The organism is Moraxella sp. VT-16-12 (assembly GCF_002224245.2).
Classification (GTDB): Bacteria; Pseudomonadota; Gammaproteobacteria; order Pseudomonadales; family Moraxellaceae; genus Moraxella.
The window spans coordinates 1-20,406 of the sequence record NZ_NKHK02000016.1; the positions used below are offsets into that span (position 1 = coordinate 1).

Annotated in this window: 20 protein-coding genes, 2 tRNA genes and 1 pseudogene; 11 read left to right on the top strand and 12 right to left on the bottom strand. The window is 41.9% G+C overall.

Annotated elements, in window-relative coordinates; translation table 11 throughout:
* Positions 1–243: 243 nt before the first annotated feature.
* Positions 244–1,482 (top strand): NRAMP family divalent metal transporter, encoded by a 1,239-nt coding sequence (locus CEW93_RS10325; protein ID WP_089540896.1) that lies wholly within the window; start codon positions 244–246, stop codon positions 1,480–1,482.
* Between the two features lie 45 nt (positions 1,483–1,527).
* Here the strand turns inward: CEW93_RS10325 and CEW93_RS10330 are convergent, their stop codons facing one another.
* Positions 1,528–2,808 (bottom strand): aminotransferase class I/II-fold pyridoxal phosphate-dependent enzyme, encoded by a 1,281-nt coding sequence (locus CEW93_RS10330; protein ID WP_370511954.1) that lies wholly within the window; start codon positions 2,806–2,808, stop codon positions 1,528–1,530.
* A gap of 567 nt (positions 2,809–3,375) precedes the next feature.
* Between CEW93_RS10330 and CEW93_RS10335 the strand changes: the two genes are divergently transcribed.
* A tRNA-Val gene (locus CEW93_RS10335) sits at positions 3,376–3,451 on the top strand.
* 37 nt (positions 3,452–3,488) lie between these two features.
* Positions 3,489–3,565 (top strand) — tRNA-Asp (locus CEW93_RS10340).
* A gap of 79 nt (positions 3,566–3,644) precedes the next feature.
* On the opposite strand, the gene CEW93_RS10345 is transcribed toward CEW93_RS10340, so the two are convergent.
* The 4 genes from CEW93_RS10345 to glnA form a co-directional block, all read right to left on the bottom strand.
* Positions 3,645–4,538, bottom strand: coding sequence for a neutral zinc metallopeptidase (locus CEW93_RS10345; RefSeq protein WP_089540590.1), 894 nt, complete (start codon positions 4,536–4,538; stop codon positions 3,645–3,647).
* Between the two features lie 63 nt (positions 4,539–4,601).
* Entirely contained in the window at positions 4,602–5,075 is a 474-nt protein-coding gene (locus CEW93_RS10350; RefSeq protein ID WP_089540588.1) for a hypothetical protein, read from the bottom strand.
* Positions 5,076–5,169: 94 nt separating this feature from the next.
* Positions 5,170–6,066 (bottom strand): tetratricopeptide repeat protein, encoded by an 897-nt coding sequence (locus tag CEW93_RS10355; protein ID WP_089540585.1) that lies wholly within the window; start codon positions 6,064–6,066, stop codon positions 5,170–5,172.
* A 55-nt stretch (positions 6,067–6,121) separates the two neighbouring features.
* Entirely contained in the window at positions 6,122–7,531 is a 1,410-nt protein-coding gene (glnA, locus tag CEW93_RS10360) for a type I glutamate--ammonia ligase (RefSeq protein WP_089540582.1), read from the bottom strand.
* A 130-nt stretch (positions 7,532–7,661) separates the two neighbouring features.
* On the opposite strand from glnA, the gene CEW93_RS10365 reads away from it, so the two are divergent.
* The 4 genes from CEW93_RS10365 (at position 7,662) to CEW93_RS10380 (ending at position 11,765) form a co-directional block, all read left to right on the top strand.
* Positions 7,662–8,369, top strand: a complete 708-nt coding sequence (locus tag CEW93_RS10365; RefSeq protein WP_089540579.1) for an SIMPL domain-containing protein — start codon at positions 7,662–7,664, stop codon at positions 8,367–8,369.
* 25 nt (positions 8,370–8,394) lie between these two features.
* Positions 8,395–9,495 carry a L,D-transpeptidase family protein gene (locus CEW93_RS10370; RefSeq protein WP_089540577.1) on the top strand — a complete coding sequence of 367 codons (1,101 nt, stop codon included), beginning with the start codon at positions 8,395–8,397 and terminating at the stop codon, positions 9,493–9,495.
* 68 nt (positions 9,496–9,563) lie between these two features.
* Positions 9,564–10,955 carry an adenylosuccinate lyase gene (gene purB / locus CEW93_RS10375; RefSeq protein WP_089540575.1) on the top strand — a complete coding sequence of 464 codons (1,392 nt, stop codon included), beginning with the start codon at positions 9,564–9,566 and terminating at the stop codon, positions 10,953–10,955.
* A 69-nt stretch (positions 10,956–11,024) separates the two neighbouring features.
* Positions 11,025–11,765, top strand: coding sequence for a toxin-antitoxin system YwqK family antitoxin (locus CEW93_RS10380; protein ID WP_089540573.1), 741 nt, complete (start codon positions 11,025–11,027; stop codon positions 11,763–11,765).
* Here CEW93_RS10380 and purN read toward each other — a convergent pair.
* The 3 genes from purN to purM are packed head-to-tail and all read right to left on the bottom strand — an operon-like array spanning position 11,762 to position 13,891.
* The gene (gene purN, locus CEW93_RS10385; RefSeq protein ID WP_370511953.1) at positions 11,762–12,412 is read right to left on the bottom strand and encodes a phosphoribosylglycinamide formyltransferase; all 651 of its coding nucleotides are present in this window, start codon (positions 12,410–12,412) and stop codon (positions 11,762–11,764) included. The genes CEW93_RS10380 and purN overlap by 4 nt on opposite strands.
* A 4-nt stretch (positions 12,413–12,416) precedes the next feature.
* On the bottom strand, positions 12,417–12,794 hold the full coding sequence (locus CEW93_RS10390) for a hypothetical protein (protein WP_089540571.1): 378 nt from the start codon (positions 12,792–12,794) through the stop codon (positions 12,417–12,419).
* A gap of 53 nt (positions 12,795–12,847) precedes the next feature.
* Positions 12,848–13,891: a phosphoribosylformylglycinamidine cyclo-ligase gene (purM, locus tag CEW93_RS10395; RefSeq protein WP_089540569.1), complete on the bottom strand. Its 1,044-nt coding sequence runs from the start codon at positions 13,889–13,891 to the stop codon at positions 12,848–12,850.
* A 143-nt stretch (positions 13,892–14,034) separates the two neighbouring features.
* Here purM and CEW93_RS10400 point away from each other — a divergent pair, with 143 nt between their 5' ends.
* The 3 genes from CEW93_RS10400 to CEW93_RS10410 all read left to right on the top strand — a co-directional run bounded on the left by CEW93_RS10400 (position 14,035) and on the right by CEW93_RS10410 (position 16,613).
* Positions 14,035–15,120, top strand: a complete 1,086-nt coding sequence (locus CEW93_RS10400; protein WP_089540567.1) for an AI-2E family transporter — start codon at positions 14,035–14,037, stop codon at positions 15,118–15,120.
* A gap of 64 nt (positions 15,121–15,184) precedes the next feature.
* Positions 15,185–15,946: a DnaA ATPase domain-containing protein gene (locus CEW93_RS10405; protein WP_089540565.1), complete on the top strand. Its 762-nt coding sequence runs from the start codon at positions 15,185–15,187 to the stop codon at positions 15,944–15,946.
* 22 nt (positions 15,947–15,968) lie between these two features.
* The gene (locus CEW93_RS10410) at positions 15,969–16,613 is read left to right on the top strand and encodes a DUF2057 family protein (RefSeq protein ID WP_089540563.1); all 645 of its coding nucleotides are present in this window, start codon (positions 15,969–15,971) and stop codon (positions 16,611–16,613) included.
* Positions 16,614–16,664: 51 nt separating this feature from the next.
* Here the strand turns inward: CEW93_RS10410 and CEW93_RS10415 are convergent, their stop codons facing one another.
* The 4 genes from CEW93_RS10415 to dusA form a co-directional block, all read right to left on the bottom strand.
* Entirely contained in the window at positions 16,665–16,865 is a 201-nt protein-coding gene (locus tag CEW93_RS10415) for an NF038104 family lipoprotein (protein WP_089540560.1), read from the bottom strand.
* 201 nt (positions 16,866–17,066) lie between these two features.
* Entirely contained in the window at positions 17,067–17,606 is a 540-nt protein-coding gene (locus CEW93_RS10420) for a 5'-3'-deoxyribonucleotidase (protein ID WP_089540558.1), read from the bottom strand.
* Between the two features lie 136 nt (positions 17,607–17,742).
* Complete coding sequence (gene xthA / locus CEW93_RS10425; RefSeq protein WP_089540556.1) at positions 17,743–18,558, bottom strand: exodeoxyribonuclease III; 816 nt, start codon at positions 18,556–18,558, stop codon at positions 17,743–17,745.
* 77 nt (positions 18,559–18,635) lie between these two features.
* Complete coding sequence (gene dusA, locus CEW93_RS10430; RefSeq protein WP_255504101.1) at positions 18,636–19,595, bottom strand: tRNA dihydrouridine(20/20a) synthase DusA; 960 nt, start codon at positions 19,593–19,595, stop codon at positions 18,636–18,638.
* A gap of 160 nt (positions 19,596–19,755) precedes the next feature.
* Here dusA and CEW93_RS10435 point away from each other — a divergent pair.
* Positions 19,756–20,406, top strand: a pseudogene (locus CEW93_RS10435) (hypothetical protein); the annotation flags it as partial.

Consider the following 20,406-nt stretch of genomic DNA (forward strand, 5'->3'; position numbering starts at 1 on the left):
CATAAAAAACCGCTGTGTCCAAGATAGGATAACACAGCGGTTTTTTGCATAATCTCGCTCACATTATGCGAAGTATTAGCTAACTTAGCGAATATAATTATTTGATATTGTTATTATTTTTATTTATGCTGTATTATACATCAGCCCCATTAAATTAGCAACTCATATGCCAATCAGGTAAAATTTGGTACTATTTTTAAAGTATACTATAATGCAAAGATTTTATCAGCATAAGGAGAACCTATGCAACAAACCAATAACAAATTAGATTGGCGGTCTTTTGGTCCAGGAATTTTAATGGCATCGGCTGCCATTGGTGGCTCACACCTAATCGCTTCCACACAAGCAGGTGCATTATACGGCTGGCAACTTGCCATCATGATTATTTTGGCAAATTTGTTTAAATACCCATTTTATCGCTTTGGTACAGAATATGCGTACAGCACAGGTGATAGCTTAGTGGCAGGATATGCCAAAAAATCCAAAGCCTACCTTTGGGCGTTTTTTGTGCTATGCATCATATCAGGAGCCATCAGCACAGGTGCGGTCGCAATTTTATGTGCAACCATCTTGGGATTTATGTTACCCATTGAATTAAACACACTCGCCCTATCCACCATCATCATGGTATCATCATGGATATTATTGATTGCAGGACATTATAAAACTTTGGATAGCCTAACCAAATGGATTATCGTGGCCTTAACCATTGCCACCATTTTGGCAGTCATAGTGGCAGGTTTTTCTCCAAGTAAAGTCGCCCCAGATTTTGTGCCTGCCTCCCCTTGGAACCTTGCTTCTTTGGGATTTATCATTGCTTTGATGGGTTGGATGCCAGCACCGCTTGAATTTTCTGTCATCACATCTGTATGGACCGCCAAAAAAATACGCACCGACCACACCAACCGTTTTCAAGGCATGGTAGATTTTAATGTGGGTTATTTTACATCGGCAATTTTGGCGTTATTTTTCTTGGCGTTGGGCGTTTTTGTGCAATATGGCACAGGCGAAGAGATTGCCACCAAAGGCGGAGCTTATGTGGGTCAATTAATACAAATGTACACAGATACGATTGGCGATTGGTCAAAAATGTTGGTCGCTTTTATTGCTTTTTTATGTATGTTTGGCACGGTCATCACCTGTGCTGATGGTTATGGACGCACCAACGCCGAAAGCCTATCGCTCATCAAAACAGGCACAACCGAGCTGACCGAAAAATACGTCATGCTTTGGACAACATTGACGATAGTAACAGGCTTTATGCTGATTGCTTTCTTTTTGGGGCAAATGGCAACCCTGCTTAAATTTGCGATGATTAGTGCTTTTGTAACCGCACCAATTTTTGGTTATCTAAATTACTCGCTCATCAAAAGTGAAGGTCGTCTCACGCCTGCAATGAAGTGGTTTGCCTTGGCGGGCATTGCCTTTTTAAGTGGGTTTACCGTGCTGTTTTTATTGCAATTTTTTAAGATTATCGGCTAATCAAAAAAGGGCGGATTATCACCCTTTTGTTTGATAACCAAAAGATTATTCTGTACCAAACTCTTTTCTTTTGTTGGCAAAAAACCGCTCTAACCTATCCATCGCATCTTCTAAATCTATCAAATTTGGCAAAAATACCACGCGAAAATGGTCGGGAGCGTCCCAGTTAAACCCTGTGCCTTGCACCATCAACACCTTTTCTTGTACCAACAAATCCATCATAAACTGCATGTCATCATCAATCGGATAGACATCACGGTCAATCTTAACAAAACAATAAAAAGCCCCTTGCGGTTTGGTGCAGCTAATCCCTTTAATCGCATTTAGTCTAGTTACCGCCAACTCTCGTTGTTTGTACAACCGTCCTGTTGGTGCGGTTAAAGCCTGCATGGACTGATAGCCACCCATGGCAGTTTGTATGGCGTATTGAGCAGGCACATTGGCACACAAACGCATACTGGCAAGCATGGTTAAGCCTTCAATAAAATCACTTGCATGGTCTTTTTTGCCGCTAATCATCACCCAGCCTGAGCGATAACCAGCGATTCGGTGTGATTTTGATAAACCATTAAAAGTCAAAACAAGTGTCTTATCAGTGATGGTACACATGGGTGTATGCACTGCGTCATCATACAAAATGCGGTCATAAATCTCATCTGCCATAATCACCAGCCCATATTTGACTGCTAAATCGGCAATGCCCTTTAAGACTTCATCAGAATACAATGCGCCTGTGGGGTTATTGGGATTAATTATGACAATGCCCTTAGTATTTGGGGTGATTTTACTTTCTATGTCTGATAAATCTGGATGCCAATTATCCTCTTCTACACAGCGATAATGTACTGCCCTGCCCCCAGCAAGATTTGCCGCTGCCGTCCACAATGGATAATCAGGCATGGGGATGAGCACTTCATCACCATCATTTAAAAGTGCTTGCATGACCATCACAATCAGCTCACTGACACCGTTACCGACATATACGTCATTCACATCGGTAGCGGATAACAGCCCCTTAGCTTGATAATACTGCAAAATCGCCTTACGAGCCGCAAAAATCCCCTTAGAATCGGAGTAACCAGAAGCATTGTGCAGATTCATCGCCACATCTTGTACAATCTCATCAGGTGGCAAAAGACCAAATGGCTCAGGGTTACCAATATTTAATTTAATAATGCGTTGCCCCTCAGCTTCCATTTTGTTGGCAGTTTGTAGCAGTTCACCACGAATGTCATAGCAAACATTGCTAAGTTTGGTGGATTTTTTTAGTGGGCGGTGATTGGGCGTGTTCATCGTGGTATCTCTTAAAATGTTGGTTTCGCCCATCATGGGTTCACCTGTTAATAAATAGCTTTCAGTGGTGTGTAAAATCTTAGCTAAAATGGGTAATTTGTCGCTGACAATGCCATTTTTATCACATTCCCAATTGGCAATCGCCCCACGACTGACAGGCGTACCATGTTCGCTTAACAACTTTGCCAATGCATCTGCGGACAGACCAAGCTGTTTTCTAAGTTGTTTTAGACGTTCACCTTGGGTTTGTTTGGTGTTTTGTGTCATGTTTTTACCCAATTCATTCAAAAAATCTCTTGGATTTTAGCGAGTATTTTTGTTTTTTGCAAGCAAAACTACACAAAAACTCAATATTTTTAGTAATTTTTTATAAAATATCAAAAATTGCAAGTTAAACTTGCAAATCATGTCTTTAAAAATGATAAAATACGCTCAAATTAGGGTTGGTTGTTTGATGATTTTGTTCAAAATCAGCCAAATTTCATCATTAAAAATCCCAAATTTCCCAAAATTTTCTGTATGACTCATCAAAACTTGCCATCATTTTATAAAAAAGATTTGACTTTTTATTAAAAAACGCTATAATAGCCAAAATTAACGGGGTGGTTAGCTCAGTTGGTAGAGCGTCTGCCTTACAAGCAGAGGGTCAGCGGTTCGAATCCGTTACCACCCACCATAGTTTTTTAACTTTACTGATAAAGTTAAGCGACCTAGCAGCGGTAGTTCAGTTGGTTAGAATACCGGCCTGTCACGCCGGGGGTCGCGGGTTCGAGTCCCGTCCGCTGCGCCATATTATCCCACCATCATGGTGGGTTTTTATTTTTAGACATTAAAAAACTTGGTTTTACGACCAAGTTTTTTTGTTTGATTTAAATGTTTCTAACCCCAAAAGTATCGCACTGCTGAATGTCGCCAGATTCAAAACCACGATAAAACCAACGTTTGCGTTGTTCACTGGTGCCATGAGTAAAGCTGTCAGGCACAGTATGCCCATGAGCTTTGTGTTGCAAATAATCATCACCGATTTTTTCAGCAGCATCTAGGGCTTCTTCAATATCTCCCGCCTGCAAAAACTGTGTTCGCTTATGATTATGATGAGCCCACAGCCCTGCAAAACAATCAGCTTGTAGTTCTTGGCGAACCGAAAGCTGATTGGCATTGGTTTGGTTGGTCTTAGCTTGGGCTTGACGGACTTGATTTGAGATGCCAAGCAAAGTTTGTACATGATGACCCACTTCATGAGCAATCACATACGCCTGAGCAAAATCGCCTGCTTGACCTGTTTGTGTTAGCTGCGTACTGCCCGCCTGCTCACCTGTGATGCCCATCTGCCGTCTCATGTCTGCAAAAAACTGCGTATCCAGATATACTTTTTGGTCGGCAGGACAATAAAAAGGCCCACTGGCTGACGTGGCAGAACCGCAGGCTGACTGTACTCGCCCTGTAAACATCACCAAAGTTGGTGGCTGATAAGTACCCCCAAGCTGACGAAAAATCGGTGTCCACACATCTTCGGTATCTGCCAGTACAGTTGCTACAAATTGTCGAGATTCTGCTTGGCTGGCGGTTTCATTGGTGGGGGTGCTTTGGGTATTTTGGGTGATTTGTTGGGTAACGCCAAGCGTGGTCTCAGGACTGATACCAAACACCTTCCACACAATTAATGCAATGATGATGCTGCCAATCCCTATCCCGCCTGCTTTTTTTGCACCACCACGACGGTCCTCTATATTGGTACTTTGTCTGCGACCTTTCCAGTCCATATCATGCCTTTAAGTAGATAAAAACTCATTATAATATCTTTGGCACGCTTTGGCAATTTGCATTTATTTGATTTGCCAAGTGGGTGTTTGTTCATCTACTTTTTGGGGAGCTTGTACATTGGGATTGAGTCCGATGGCAAGTTTTTTATGCCAAGGCAACGCATCATAAGCTTCGCGCACTTTAATGGCGTTTTGTTTTTTATGCGCAAGGGTTGCTTTATGAATGACATAAACCATTTTTTCATCTTTGGCAACGGTTTTGGCGTTTTTATCCATGATGATGGCACTAAGCTGATAAGCATTTGGGTCTAAATCTTGTGTTGGTATGCTGGCAGTCAGTCCATCGGCGACCACACGTCCATTTAATAAAATGGCAGTCGTATAACCTTGTGGTAAATAATCCACTTCGGCGACCACCTCTATGTTTTGAAGTAGCTTGTGATAAGCTCTATCCACAGATGGCTCAGTGATGGTGATGTCATACGCCCATACAGATGATGACATCACGCCTGCCAATACAAAAAGATATTTAAACATGGAATGTTCCTAAGATGATGAAACCCCTAATATACCCCAAATCCCACAAAAAACAAAACGACACAAGATAAAACTTATGCCGTTTGTCTAAAATTTAGGGCATGCTCTCCCATTCATGCTTCCATGCCATCATAAATTTTGCTTCTTGGCAAGCTGTTTGCTCACCCTGCTGACATCTGGCTGTGTATTCTTGGTAAAGTGCTTCTTTTTTGGGGTTCCATTCATAATAATCTTTTAGATTACACGCAAATTCATGAGCGTTATCACAAGCACGACTTGCCCACATGACCGCCTTTTTGGCGTATTGCATTCTTTGCTCTGGTGATGCAAGCGATAACACTGCCATTTGATAGTTGCCTGCCAGCTCCCACTGAGCAGGGGCAAAACCTGCATTGGCTGCCTTTTGTAAATGTTGCATGGCAAGCACTTCATCAGTGTCATCATAAACATCAAATGCCAACACATAATCGGCAGGTGCATAACCGCCTGCACTCGCCTTTTTAAGCAGTTCAATGGCAGTCTGTCGGTTGCTCTCATCACCACTTTTTAATAAATCTCTACCAAGATTGACCATAGCCATCAGATGATTTTGGTTGACCGCATAGCTCAGATACTCACGTGCCTTTTTGGGGTCATTGTTTTTCAAATAATAAACCGCCAAGTTATTTTGGGCATCGCCATTACTCAGTTTTGCTGATTTTTCGTACCATTTTAGTGCTTGTACTTGGTCTTTGGGGGTGTGTATACCCAGCTCATAAAACTTTGCCATAAGAAACTGGGCTTTGTCATCACCAGTATTGGCAGCTTGTTTTATGGTGACAAAATCCAAGGCGTGCAAATTTGCCTCCAAATAAGCCACTGCTCTTCCGTAAGCATTAAAGTCGCCATTGGTGGTTTTGATGATGGTTTGTGTTGGCTTGCCTGTGACGTCATCTGCCATCGCACCATGAGTGAATACAACAGCCAATAAGGGTAAAATTATTTTTTTCATAAATCACCTTTGATAAAACCAAAATCGCCCTAATGTCTATTAGGGCGATAAAAGTTTAACAGCGATAATACATCTCAAATTCTAAGGGGTGCACCGCTTCATTAATACGCTGAACCTCTTTGGTTTTTAAGGCAATATAATCTTCAATCATCTCTTTGCTAAATACGCCACCTTTTAACAAAAATTCATGGTCATCACGCAAAGCAGCCAATGCCACCTCCAAACTCTCTGCCACTGTTGGAATCAATGCTTCTTCTTCGGGTGGCAAATCATACAAGTTTTTATCAGATGCCTCCCCCGGCTCTATCTTGTTTTCAATGCCGTCAAGCCCCGCCATCAAAATCGCCGCAAAGCACAAATAGGGGTTGGCTGATGGGTCGGGAAAACGCACCTCCACACGCACCGCCTTGGGGCTATTGACGTGGGGAATGCGAATGGATGCCGAGCGGTTGGATGCCGAATAAGCCAGTTTAATTGGGGCTTCATAATGTGGCACAAGGCGTTTGTAGCTGTTGGTGCTTGGGTTAGTGATGGCATTTAATGCACGTGCGTGTTTAATCACCCCGCCAATAAAATACAACGCCGTTTTTGACAATCCAGCATATTCATCACCTGAAAAGGTGTTTTGTCCATCCTTTGAAATGGAAATATTGACGTGCATGCCCGAGCCATTATCACCCACAAGCGGTTTTGGCATAAAAGTTGCGGTCTTACCAAACTGATTGGCAACATTTTGGACAATGTATTTAAACTGCTGTACTTCATCTGCTTTTTTGACCAACGTATTAAATGAAATGCCAATTTCAAGCTGACTTGATGCCACTTCATGATGATGAACTTCAATGCGACCTTCACCCATCACCTCATCAATACGGTCGCACATCACCGCACGCATGTCATGATAATGGTCAATCGGTGGCACCACCGCATACGCCCCTTTGACCGCAGGACGCTGACCGCTATTGCCCCACGCATAATCTTTGTTGGTACTCCATGCTGCTGCCTCACTGATGACAGTATTTCTAGCCCCAGACATATCAATGTCCCATTTGACCTCATCAAACACAAAAAACTCAGGTTCAGGCCCAACCAGTGCTTTATCACCAATGCCAGTAGATTTTAGGTAAGTTTCGGCACGGCGAGCGATGGAGCGTGGGTCTTTAGCGTAGCCTTGTAAGGTGTCAGGTTCAATAATATCACAAGTTACCACCACAGTTGGCATCTCAAAAAATGGGTCAAGATACGCCGTATCAGGGTCAGGCAGCAGTATCATGTCTGAGCTTTCCACGCCTTTCCAGCCTGCCACGCTTGATGCGTCAAACATTTTACCGTCTTCCAAGGTATCTTCGTCAATGCTATATGCTGGGAAAGTTAAGTGCATTTCTTTGCCGTGCGTGTCAGTAAAACGAAAATCCACCCATTTGGCATTGGTAGACTCAATAAGGTCAAGCAGTTTGTTTGACATGAAAGCTCCTGTGAGTTAGCAATTTAGCAATAAAGGCACATTATACGCTCTCCCTGTATGGCATTCAACAAAAAAGTAAAAATGCACAAAAAACACGCATATTCTACCATCATAAATAAAGTGTGTTATAATGAGTTTTTTACAAATTTTGGAGCATGAAATGACCTTAAAACTCATGACCCTTGCCACAAGTTTGCTGATGTCGCCACTGGCAATCTCTCAAAGTTACGAACAAATCACCCTAAGTAGCGAAGTTAGCAAAGTCATTGACAACGATGAAATGCACGCCACATTAAGCAAAACCGCCCAAGCCACCAACGCAAAGACTTTGGCGACCACCTTAAACAGCACGCTTAACCAAGCGATGACCATCGCCAAAAAATACCCAGACGTCAAAGTGGTTACAGGACAACAAACCAGCTACCCACGCCATAATAAAGACGGCAAAATGGTCGGTCTGACAGGCATGGTATCCATCAACTTAGAAAGCCAAAATTTTGAGCAAACGGGCGAGATTTTGGGTGAACTCCAAGCCATCATGACCATGGACAGCATCAGCTTTCAAGTCTCTGAAAAAAGCCGTCAGCACCATCAAAAAGAGCTGATGAATGGTGCGATTGCTCGCTTTAAACAAGATGCCAAAGATGCCGCCCTTGCCTTTGGGGCAAAAGATTATAAACTGGTCAATGTAACCCTAGACCGTCAAAACGCCCATTATCCTGTGCTAAGAAGTGTCGCCATGAAAGAGATGGCATCTGATGCCACCATGCAAAATCTATCAGCAGGCGACAGCACGCTGCGTTATCAAGTTTCAGGTACGATTGAATTGGTGCGATAAACCAAAACCATTTTAAGGATATTTTATGACTTTAAAACAGCTCACTTTATGCGTGGCGGCGGCGTGTTTACCCATCATCGCTCATGCCAATACGGACGCTGCAACCGACACCCAAATCAAGCAATCAGATGGCGACATCAGTTATGGCGATGTGGAAATCCCCAGCATTACTGACACGCCTGCTGATACTTCTGCCATCAACAGCATAGAAAAAGACGGCAAACGTTATACCACGGTGAACCTGTCTAATTATGCCAAAGCAGTTAATGAATCCACATGGTCGCCCAATATGAAGGTCAATAGTGCCATGACCATCAAAATGCAGGTTTTGTTAGATTGGAATCACGCCTCCCCCGGTCCGATTGATGGTGGTTGGGGCATGAACAGCAAAAAAGCCCTGACCAATTTTCAAAAAATCAAAGGCTTACCTGCCACTGGCAAAATGGACGAAGCCACTTGGAAGGCACTGACTGCCAACATTAACCCTAATGAGCCGATTTTGGTTGGTTATACCATCACCAAAGAAGATGTCAATACCAAATTTACTTCTTTGCCAGCAGGGGCAGAAGCCCGCTCCAAATTAAAGGGGTTATATTATGAAAACATCACAGAAATGTTTGGTGAGCGTTTTCATATGGACGTCAATTATCTAAAAAAACTCAACCCCAATAAAAAATTTGTGGCAGGCGAGACCATCACCGTCATCAATACCGGCAATCCATTAAATACCAAAGTAACTCGTGTGGTTGCTGACCGTGCCGACAAAATACTGTATGCTTATCAAGGCAATAAACTGGTCGCCGCATATCCAACCACCGTTGGCGGTTCGGCCAGTAACACCCCCGGTGGCACTTACAAAATCGTCAATAAAGTGAAAATGCCCCATTACAAAGCCACCGTAGATAAAGACACCAAACCAAAAAGCTATATTCTACCCCCCGGCCCAAACAGTCCTGTGGGCGTGGTATGGATGGGGCTAAGTAAGCCATCTTATGGCATTCATGGCTCTCCTGTGCCCGAAGGCATCAGTCGCCAAGCATCGTTAGGCTGTGTGCGTTTGACCAACTGGGACGTACTGGAATTATCATCTAATATTGATGTTGGTGCCAGCGTTGAAATCAAATAAGCCTCAAAACCCGCCAGTTGGTGGGTTTTTTATGTAAAATTCTAACCTACTGATTTTAAGGAGTTTTTATGTCTGATTTATCCACCTTAACTGCCATCTCTCCCCTTGATGGTCGCTATGTGTCCAAATGTGATGCCTTACGTCCATATTTATCCGAATTTGGTTTGATTCATGCACGAGTTACGGTAGAAATTCGCTGGCTACAAGCCCTAGCCAACCACACCCAAATCAAAGAGCTGCCTGCGTTTTCAGATGATACGCTTGCCCATTTAAATGCCATTGTCGCCAATTTTAATCAAGACAATGCTGTGCGTATCAAAGAGATAGAACGCACCACCAACCATGATGTCAAAGCAGTAGAGTATTTTTTAAAAGAGCAAATTGCTGATATAAATGAGCTTACTGGTGCAGGCGAGTTTATCCATTTTGCCTGTACGTCCGAAGACATCAACAACCTATCACACGCACTCATGCTCAAATCTGCCCGTGATGTGTTGGTGGTGTCCATGCAAAAAATCGTGGATGAGATTGCCACTTTGGCGAATAAATACGCTGATACCCCCATGCTTTCTCGCACCCATGGACAGACCGCCAGCCCCACCACGCTTGGCAAAGAGATGGCAAATGTTGCCTATCGTTTACATCGTCAGTTAAAGCAATTTAACTCAGTAGAGTTATTAGGTAAAATTAACGGTGCGGTGGGTAATTATAACGCCCATCTGTCTGCCTATCCTGACATAGATTGGGGCAAACACGCCCAAAACTTTGTGGAAAGCTTGGGACTGACCTTTAACCCCTACACCACACAGATTGAGCCACACGATTACATGGCAGAGCTGTTTGATGCCCTACGTCGTTTTAACACCATTTTGATTGATTTTAACCGCGATGTTTGGGGTTATATCTCACTGGGCTACTTTAAACAAAAATTAAAAGAAGGCGAAGTTGGCTCATCCACCATGCCCCATAAAGTCAATCCCATTGATTTTGAAAACTCCGAAGGCAACCTAGGGCTTGCCAATGCCGTACTGGCTCACTTAGGCGAAAAACTGCCGATTAGCCGTTGGCAACGAGATTTAACAGACAGCACGGTACTGCGTAATATGGGCGTGGGCTTTGCTCAAAGTTTGATTGCCTTTGAAGCTTGCCTAAAAGGCATTGGCAAATTAGAAATTAACGAAAATCGCCTAGCCGAAGACTTGGATAATGCCCAAGAAGTGCTGGCAGAACCCATTCAAACGGTGATGAGACGCTACAATGTAGAAAAACCTTACGAAAAACTCAAAGCACTCACCCGCGGTCAAGCCATGACTCGTCAAATGATGGTGGATTTTGTCAATGGTGATGAGCTGTCTGCTGTGCCGACTGCCGAACGCGAACGCCTTGCCAAGCTCACGCCAGCGACTTACATTGGTAATGCTGACAATCAGGCAAAAGCCTTGCAGGATTATTTAAAATAATATCGCTTGCATCAGTAGCCCAAACTTTTATAAAATGACGGTTTAGCCGTCATTTTATTTGGAAAATTGATGAAAAAATTAATTTTATTCAGTGCGTTTTTAGGAGTTTTGGGAGTTGTCGCCAATACTGCCCATGCCAACTGCTACTGTCCACAAGGGGCGTTATCGGGTGGACTGTGCTACATTCCCCAAGGTCAATCACAGACCATGCGACCGATTGGTTATGCCGTCTGCCAAGGCGGTGCTCGCAAACAATCAGATTATCAATACAACCCAAAGATTCACTATCAAGAAGACTGTCAACCCACCCAAGACGGTGGTCAAGCGTGCAGTTTGTATGCAAATGACCGCTTAAATTTTACCGATTTTACCGACAAAAATGGCAAAATGATTTTTCGGCGTTATTATTATGAAGACCATCGCAAAATTGTCAAACAAGAATCTGCTTATAATGGCAAAAATAATCGGCACGGCAAAACGGTGATTTATTATGACAATGGTCAGCCTAAATATGTCCTAAATTATGTCAATAACAAAGCCCAAGGCGAAGAACGCCAATATCACGAAAATGGCAAACTAAAAACCATTATCTATTATGTGGACGGTCAATTTCATGGGCAGTTTAGATATTTTGATGAAAATGAACAGCTCATCCGTACAGAAATCTATGATAAAGACAACAAAACCCACAGCCAAGAATATTTAAATGGTCAAAAACATGGGCAAGAGCTGTTTTATAAAACAAATAAAAAAGGCAAAACCAAAGTTACCAAAAAAGTGCTGTGGCAACATGGCGTGCCTAAATCTTAGTTAGTCATAAAAACAATGGGCTCGCCTGCATTTGTCAAATCAATCACCCCCCGTGCAATAAAATCAATGGTGCGTGGTAGCAACATATATTCAAGTTCATGCACTCTGTTTTGCAAAGTGGCAGGCGTGTCGCTTGCACCCACATCAAGCACCGCTTGGCTTAACACTTGCCCTGCGTCCAACTGCGTGGTTACCAAATGCACGCTACACCCGTGCCGTCTGTCGCCAGTTTTTAAGACTCGTTCATGTGTATGTAGCCCCTTATAAGCAGGCAATAACGAAGGGTGCAGGTTTATCATTGGAGCATTAAGCTCATCTTGAACACCATTGATAAACAGTGGCGTTAAAATTTTCATAAAGCCTGCCAGCACCACCAAATCCACCCCCAAAGGTTGTAAGGCGTTAAGGGCAAGACGCTCAAATTCGGCACGGGGATAGGTTTTGCCTTGTGGGTTTTTATCCATCACAAAGGTGGTGATGCTTGCTTGTTTGGCACGAGTCAGCGCATAAGCATCTGCTTTGTTGCTGATGACTGCGACAATCTCAATGGGCAATTTTCCTACTTGCATTTGGTCAATCAATACTTGCAGATTACTGCCATTGCCAGAGACTAGGACAGCGATTTTTAAAGGATTTTTCATGAGCATATCATCACTTTGAACTTGGACAGTCAAACTTGATTAATCGATTATTGGTAAAATTTGCTGTAACCGTACCCACTTCTGCTTTATAGGCTTGCCAAGTAAGTGTATTTTGGTGTTGAAAATTAGGTTCTTTGGGTTTGCCAAGCCAAAATATTACCATTTCTTTATCCATGCCAAGCTGTATTTTATGGCAATAGTCGCCTGAAAGCCAACGCCAATCATCAATACATATATCGTCTTTTATGCATTGTTTCATATAATTTGAGCGATAGCACTTTGAATGCACGCTACCCCATTTACCACCTAAATTTTCGCAAATTTGTCTTTTTTGTGTGCCTGTACAAGACACTGATGAGATTGCACAGGCAAAAATCATCGGTTGCATTACGGCTACTTTTAAATTGAATTTCATCAACCATTTAAAAGCAAATTCAACCTTTAAACATAAACCACCGCTTTATCGGTACGCTTGATGATTTGCCCAATCTGCCAAGCAATTTCGCCTTGTTCTTTTAAGAAATGTAGCACGTCATCTTTTTTGTCGCTAGGGACGACCATCACAAAGCCCACCCCACAGTTAAAGGTACGCACCATCTCACTTTGCTCAATATTGCCTGCCTGTTGTAGCCACTTAAATACCGCAGGGAACTCCCAAGTAGTAAGGTCAATCTCGGCAGATAGGTTATCAGGCAATACTCTGGGCAAGTTTTCGGTCAAACCACCACCTGTAATATGTGCCATGGCGTGAATGTTTGCATTGCCAAGCTGTTTTTGTAGGGCATTGACTGATTTGACATAAATGCGTGTGGGTGCCATCAAGGCATCCGCCAAAACTCTGCCATCATCTAGCGTATGAGCATTGACATCAACCCCGCTTACTTCAATGACTTTACGTACCAAAGAATACCCGTTAGAATGCACACCAGAGCTTGCCAAAGCAATTAGAACATCTGTTGTGGCGACATTTGCTCCTGTGATGACCTCATCTTCTTCTACCACGCCCACACAAAAACCTGCCAAATCATAATCATCATCTTGATACATGCCTGGCATCTCAGCAGTCTCACCGCCAATCAAGGCACAGTTGGCAAGCTGACAGCCATCGCCAATGCCTTTAATTACTGTTTCTGCCACGTCCACATCAAGCCGACCTGTGGCATAATAATCCAAGAAAAATAACGGCTCAGCCCCACAAACAAGCAAATCATTGACACACATGGCAACCAAATCTTGACCGATGGTGTCATGACGGTTCAAGTCAAGGGCAAGTTTTAGTTTTGTACCAACACCATCTGTGCCAGAAACCAACAAGGGCGACTGATAACCTTGTGGAATGCGACATAATGCTCCAAACCCACCAAGTCCGCCAACAACTTCGGGACGTGTGGTGGCTTTGGCAACAGATTTGATACGTTGCACAAGTGCTTCGCCTGCATCAATATCTACGCCTGCATCTTTATAGCTTAATGATTGGGTGGTCATAATATGTCCTTAGCAAATAAAAGGGGCTAAAATTTTGCCATTATAGCAAATTATTTGGCTGATTTTAAGGTATGCAGGCGTGTGGTGCGAAAATTTTTGCAAATATGCTATAATGCCTTAAATATTGATACACAAGGAGTCTTATGCCACATCGTGTCATTGACCCATTTTTTCGCCGTCTCATCATTTTGGCATTTGTGGGCGGTTTGTTGTATGCGCTTTTTTTGTTGCGTTCGGTGATAACGCCATTTGTGGTGGCGTTTATTTTTGCCTATATGCTCAATCCTTTGGTCAGTAAACTTGCCCAAAAAATGCCCCGCATATTAGCCATCGTCATTGTATATGTCCTGAGTTTGATTGTATGTGTGGCATTGCTAGTATGGCTTTTGCCCATGCTGTGGCAACAATTACAAATGTTTTGGCAATCCATACCCGTTGCTGTGGTGTGGTATAACGATGTCGCCAAAGTTTATATTGAAAAAAATACTGATTTTAACTTGCCCACGCTAGATTTTGACACATTAAGCGTTTTGATGACATACATACAAAGCAATTATGAAGTGTCGGATGCCCAAAGCATGATTAGAAAAATCTTATCATCAGGGATAAATGTTGCCAGTACCTTTGGGCTGTTTGTGATGATGCCAATTTTAACCTTTTATTTTTTGATAGATTGGCAAACTCGCCTGCATACATGGCTGTCTGCGTTTCCGCTTGCTTACCAAAAAAAAGTGGTCAGCATTGCTAAAGATTGTGATGTCGCTTTGATGAGCTTTATCAAAGGTCAGTTGTCTGTGATGTTGTTGTTAGGCATGATTTATGCGGTGCAGTTGCAACTGATTGGGTTAAATCTAGGGTTAATCATTGGTATCAGTGCAGGCATTGCCAGTTTTGTGCCATATTTGGGTTTTGCAGTTGGGATTTTGTCAGCACTGATTGCAGGCGTGATGCAGTTTGGGTTTAGCCCTGTGCATTTGGTACTTATCATTGGTGCGTTTATGGTGGGTCAAGCCATGGAAGGTTATGTGTTACAGCCTTTGCTGCTTGGCGATAAAATCGGTCTGTCGGCATTGTGGGTGATTTTTTCGGTATTGGCAGGAGCGTCTTTGTTTGGTTTTGTGGGTATGCTCATCGCTTTGCCTGTCTCAGCCATCATCAATGTATTGTTTCATCATACTTATGAGGCATATCGCCAAAGCAATTATTATTTTAAAGGTCAAGTAAGATAAATTAACTTGCCAAAACTCATAAAAATATGTTATATATATCACAGTTTTATTTTCAGGCAATTTGATGACATATAAAGCCCCATTTCAGCCATCTTTGGATAACATGGACGTTCGCCAAGATGCCAGCCTTGATGATTTTACCAGCACAGGATATGCCCCCATACTGACCGCCATTGAAGCTCTGTGTCAAGGAAAAATTAGCGAGCTGTTTATTATTGGTGATGAAGGTGTGGGTAAAACTCACCTAGCGATTGCCATTTTAAATCATTACAGTAAAAAAAATCCCAATGTAGTTTGCCTGTCTTTAAGTGAAGTGATTAATAGCGGTGATGATGTCATGGTTTTGGCAGGACTTGAAACCTTTGACTTGATTATCTTAGATGACGTACAATCAGTATGCGGTCATGATGAATGGGAAGAAGGATTGTTTCACCTAATAAACCGAATCAGAGAGCAACAAAAAAATCTTATCTTTATCGCCGATAATCCCTCCATAGATTTAGCCATTCATTTGCCTGACCTAAAAACCCGCCTATCCACACCACCTGCCATGCGTTTGCCAACAGGTGATGACATAGAAGATAAAATCGCCGTCATTCATGCCATTTTACGCAGAAAAAACTGGCGATTGCCTGATGAAATTTTAAGCCACCTGATTCATCAAGGACCACAAAACGCCAAAGACATCGTAAGTGTTTTAGATGGTGTATCACCCCTTTTGACACACCTATCTCGGGTACAAGTCCCCAAAAAAATCATTGAAGAAGCCAAACAGCTCATTGACCATGAGACACTTTCGTTGGAAATCACACGCTATACCCTGTAACCCACCCCTATAAGGAAGCCCTATGAAAAAATTCCTGTTAATTGCAACCGCCTTTATCAGCACCGCTGTATTTGCTGATGTTAAGTTGAGTGTTGATGATAACATCAAAGTTATGGCAATCAACGGACAAGAAGTTCGCCACAATATCCTGCAACCACTCAAAAAAGACTTTACATTGCAGGCAGGTCGCCATGTCATCACCGCCCGTTATGACCGCTTATTTGACTTAACCAATGGCAGTCATGATTATCTTAAATCAGGTAACATCACCATTACCGCTGAGTTGGCTGATAACCAAAATTATCAGCTCATCATGCCAAATCAACCAAATAGTTATCAATCCGCCAAAGAATACGTCAAAGCACCGAGCCTTGCCATCTCTCATCATGGCAACATCATTGCCCAAGAAAACACCAGTCAAGAAAGGGAAGGTATTTTATCAGGATTAGGTGGTATTCGTGGTATGTTTGGTAAAGACAAAGCCATCAATGACAACCAAAAAGCCATCAACTCACTAAACACCGCTCAAAATGCAGGCGTGCCGACCACTCAAACCCAGCACACCCAAAACGTTCAAAAAAAGGATAACTTAGATGGGTTTATGGAGCTTTGGTTGAATGCCAGTGAAGAAGAACGTGAAAAAATCCGCCAATGGGTAGAAAAATAATCCCCACCACTAAAAAACCTGCTAATTTAGGCAGGTTTTTTATTGCAAAAACTAATCATCTTTATCTTTTTTGTCTTTTTTCTCATCATCGCCATCAGGAATGACTGCTTTAACAACAACGGCTGTTCCTTTAACCACACCTTTGGTGGTCTTATAAGCCACTTTTGCAGGAACGGTAACTATCTTATGCACACAGCCTGTCAAGACAGTTGTCGTAAAAATTAACATAAAAATAACAAAAATATTTTTCATATCATGCCTAAAATCTGATAAGCTGTTTGTTGTTAATTTTATATGAACTTTTTTAAAAATCAACCCATAATTCAAAGAATTTGGGTTGATTTTTTATGCCCTATTTTATCTTTTTAATTTTAAAATTTCTGAAATTAAAAAAGATTATGTTAAATAAAATAATAAGCAAAAAACAGGCTATTTCCAATCAATAAGGCTAAGCTATGCTAACAAAAAATCCCAACTTGCTCTATTTGTCCAACTGATTCTAGGCTTGTCTATTGTTCTATTATAGGGTTGGTCATATAAATAATGTACCCATGTTGGTTGAACACTGCCTGTGATATGTGACTTATCATCTATCAAAATATCACCACGCACCCATGTTTTGTCTTTGATAAGAATGATTCTCTTTATCCATTCATGTCCCAAATGTCGCTCTACCCATGCAAATTTTTCACTCACACAATGTCGATACGCATTAATAGGTGCCGTACAAATTCGTACATCCAGCCCAGCATCTAACAGCTCGTGCAAAGCATTTATCGCTCCGCTAATGGGTGGTAAATTTTCAAAAAACCCTGGTTCGGCGTAAATATTATTTAGGCTTTCGGCATGGTGTGGCAATTCTTGGTGCAAATAAAAATGCTTTCTATCTTTACTCAAAGGTAGCGGTACACCATAACGATTTTGCCAAATAGATTTGACTGACTGTTCAAAATCAGCCAATACGCCATCTTGGTCTATTAAAATGAGTTTCATTTTCTTGATATAAATTTAAGTACTTTTTTATTTTATAAAATTACCATTATCTTGTAAATGGCTATTGATAGTTTTAAAAAAAAGATTATGTTAAATAAAATAAAAAATAGGGATTAATCTACCCCCATATTATCTTTTAAACACCAAATTTTGCCCAAATTGGTGCGTGGTCGGATGGTTTATCCAAAGCACGAATGTCATAACTAATCCCTGCACCAATACAATCTTCAATCAGCCCATCTGTGCATAAAATATGGTCAATACGCAACCCACGTTTTGGTGTGTCTTCAAACCCTTTTGAGCGATAATCAAACCAGCTAAATTCATCTGCACCATTTGGATTAAATTTACGATAAGTGTCATGCAAATCACGACTCATCAGCTCATCATACCACGCACGTTCTTCTGGCAAAAAGGAGCAAATGCCATTTTTAAGCCAGCGTTTGGCGTGCTGCTCACCAATCCCCACATCATTATCATGGGGAGAAATATTCATATCGCCCATAATAATCAGCTCTCGCCCCTGCCCTTTAAGCTCATCAATATAGACATTTAAATCAGCATAAAAGGCTTTTTTCATGGGAAATTTGGTTTCATGACCACGATTTTCGCCTTGGGGAAAATAGCCATTAATGACATCAATTTCTCGCCCACCAATGTCAAAACGAGCATGAATCAGTCGTCTTTGGGCTTCTGAGTCAGCAAAAGGAAAGCCTTTTTGTACAAAAATGGGGGCATATTTTGATAAAATCGCCACGCCATAATGAGATTTTTGCCCAAAAAACGCCACATGATAGCCCAGTTTTTGTACATCAGCCAAAGGAAAGGCGTTATCATGCACTTTGGTTTCTTGCAGTCCAATAATGTCCGCACCTAACATATCACGCACAGCAAGAAGTTGATGGGGTCTGGCACGAAGCCCATTAATATTAAAACTAACAAAAGTAGTCATGACATCTCTTTTAAATTTTGTGTAAACTTTGTATTTTAGCAGATTTTTTCATATTTGGTATGCAAAAATATGCTGTATCATAAGCTGTTGATTTTTAACACTTCATCAGCCACTCGCCTAATGTCATCAACCGTCAAATGGGATTTGCCACTAAGTGCCTGTCGCCATTTTCTAGCACCTGTCAATCCAGTAAACAGCCCCAAATAATGCCGAGAAAGATTTGCCAAATTTGTGTTATCATCTTGTTGTTTTAGTAGCTGCTGGCACAAACTTTCTAAAATATGACGATGTGTGGGAGCTGATTGCCCCCAAAGTTTGCAACACTCCCCCATCAACATGGGATTGTGATAAAATGCTCGCCCCACCATCACACCATCCACATGAGCCAAGTGCGTTTTGATGTCAGCAAGATTATCAATACCGCCATTGATTTCTATAAAAAGATTGGGAAAATCTTGTTTTAAACAATACACATCATCATAACGCAAAGGGGGGATTTCTCGGTTTTGCTTGGGAGATAAACCTTGTAGCCATGCAATACGGGCATGAGCAATGAAATGAGTACACCCTGCCTGTGCAACTTCCCCCACGAAATCACGCATAAACTCATAACTATCACACTCATCAATACCAATACGGTGCTTGACTGTGATGGGTTTGTCGGTGTTGTCTTTCATCGCACGCACCATATCTGCCACCAATTTTGGCTCTGCCATCAAGCACGCTCCGATTTTATTGTGTTGCACACGGTCAGACGGACAGCCAACATTGATATTAAATTCATCATAGTCCATGCCATCCGCTATTTTCACGCATTGTGCCATCTGGCTAGGGTCTGAACCACCAAGCTGCAACACCAACGGGTGCTGACTGTCATCATATCTAAGTAGATAACTGGCATCACCTTTTAAAATGGCACTGGTGCTAATCATCTCAGTATAAAGATAAATGTATGGATTAAATAAACGAGCAAAATGGCGAAAGTCAGTTGTCGTCCAATCAATCATAGGTGCTAAGGATATTCTCTTATCTTTCATAAAATCAGTCATTTATAAAAAATCTCTTAAAATTTAAGTGGTTAATATTAAAAATTACAGTTTATTTACTTGTGCTTACTTGTTGATACTTGTGTTTGCTTGTATTTTTATTGTACCATATTTACACCATTATTAAATAACTCTTTTATGGTGTAAATCTATGGGAACAATTACAGAACGCACAACCAAAGATGGCAAGATACGTTATCGTGCTGCCATTCGCATCAACAAAGATGGTGTCAAGTATAGCGAAAGTCGCACATTTAGCAAGAAAAATTTAGCCCAAAATTGGCTAAAAAAGCGAGAAGCTGAAATAGAGCTTAATCCTAACAGCATACATCAAGTACAAGTTGATGACATACGACTGTCAGAAGCCATAGAACGTTACTTGTCAGAAGCAGGTCGCTCCTTTGGGCGTTCACACAAGATGAGCTTGCTATTTATCGCCAAACAGTCCATTGGTGCAAAATATATCAGCAAATTAACCAATATGGACTTTGCCAATTTTGCCAATCATCGGCTAATTACTGTAAAACCACAAACCTTAAATGGCGATATGATAGCCATTCGTGGTGTACTTCGTCATGCAAAACTTGTGTGGGGCATGGAAATAGATTTGGCAGGTTTTGAAGGGGCAATGCTTGGGCTTCGCTATGCCCGTAAAGTCCAAAGCTCTGCCAAACGTAGTCGTTTACCCACAAATGATGAACTAATTGCTTTAACACAGCATTTTGCTCAAAAGTATACGCATTATAAATCCGCCTACCCCATGCACCTCATCATGTGGCTTGCCATCTATACTACACGCAGA

Excerpts from the sequence above, each read along its gene's own strand:
- CEW93_RS10325 (WP_089540896.1), top strand. The coding sequence starts at position 244 with ATGCAACAAACCAATAACAAATTAGATTGGCGGTCTTTTGGTCCAGGA.
- CEW93_RS10330 (WP_370511954.1), bottom strand. The coding sequence starts at position 2,808 with ATGGGCGAAACCAACATTTTAAGAGATACCACGATGAACACGCCCAAT.
- CEW93_RS10345 (WP_089540590.1), bottom strand. The coding sequence starts at position 4,538 with ATGGACTGGAAAGGTCGCAGACAAAGTACCAATATAGAGGACCGTCGT.
- CEW93_RS10350 (WP_089540588.1), bottom strand. The coding sequence starts at position 5,075 with ATGTTTAAATATCTTTTTGTATTGGCAGGCGTGATGTCATCATCTGTA.
- CEW93_RS10355 (WP_089540585.1), bottom strand. The coding sequence starts at position 6,066 with ATGAAAAAAATAATTTTACCCTTATTGGCTGTTGTATTCACTCATGGT.
- glnA (WP_089540582.1), bottom strand. The coding sequence starts at position 7,531 with ATGTCAAACAAACTGCTTGACCTTATTGAGTCTACCAATGCCAAATGG.
- CEW93_RS10365 (WP_089540579.1), top strand. The coding sequence starts at position 7,662 with ATGAGTTTTTTACAAATTTTGGAGCATGAAATGACCTTAAAACTCATG.
- CEW93_RS10370 (WP_089540577.1), top strand. The coding sequence starts at position 8,395 with ATGACTTTAAAACAGCTCACTTTATGCGTGGCGGCGGCGTGTTTACCC.
- purB (WP_089540575.1), top strand. The coding sequence starts at position 9,564 with ATGTCTGATTTATCCACCTTAACTGCCATCTCTCCCCTTGATGGTCGC.
- CEW93_RS10380 (WP_089540573.1), top strand. The coding sequence starts at position 11,025 with ATGAAAAAATTAATTTTATTCAGTGCGTTTTTAGGAGTTTTGGGAGTT.
- purN (WP_370511953.1), bottom strand. The coding sequence starts at position 12,412 with ATGCTCATGAAAAATCCTTTAAAAATCGCTGTCCTAGTCTCTGGCAAT.
- CEW93_RS10390 (WP_089540571.1), bottom strand. The coding sequence starts at position 12,794 with ATGCAACCGATGATTTTTGCCTGTGCAATCTCATCAGTGTCTTGTACA.
- purM (WP_089540569.1), bottom strand. The coding sequence starts at position 13,891 with ATGACCACCCAATCATTAAGCTATAAAGATGCAGGCGTAGATATTGAT.
- CEW93_RS10400 (WP_089540567.1), top strand. The coding sequence starts at position 14,035 with ATGCCACATCGTGTCATTGACCCATTTTTTCGCCGTCTCATCATTTTG.
- CEW93_RS10405 (WP_089540565.1), top strand. The coding sequence starts at position 15,185 with ATGACATATAAAGCCCCATTTCAGCCATCTTTGGATAACATGGACGTT.
- CEW93_RS10410 (WP_089540563.1), top strand. The coding sequence starts at position 15,969 with ATGAAAAAATTCCTGTTAATTGCAACCGCCTTTATCAGCACCGCTGTA.
- CEW93_RS10415 (WP_089540560.1), bottom strand. The coding sequence starts at position 16,865 with ATGAAAAATATTTTTGTTATTTTTATGTTAATTTTTACGACAACTGTC.
- CEW93_RS10420 (WP_089540558.1), bottom strand. The coding sequence starts at position 17,606 with ATGAAACTCATTTTAATAGACCAAGATGGCGTATTGGCTGATTTTGAA.
- xthA (WP_089540556.1), bottom strand. The coding sequence starts at position 18,558 with ATGACTACTTTTGTTAGTTTTAATATTAATGGGCTTCGTGCCAGACCC.
- dusA (WP_255504101.1), bottom strand. The coding sequence starts at position 19,595 with ATGAAAGATAAGAGAATATCCTTAGCACCTATGATTGATTGGACGACA.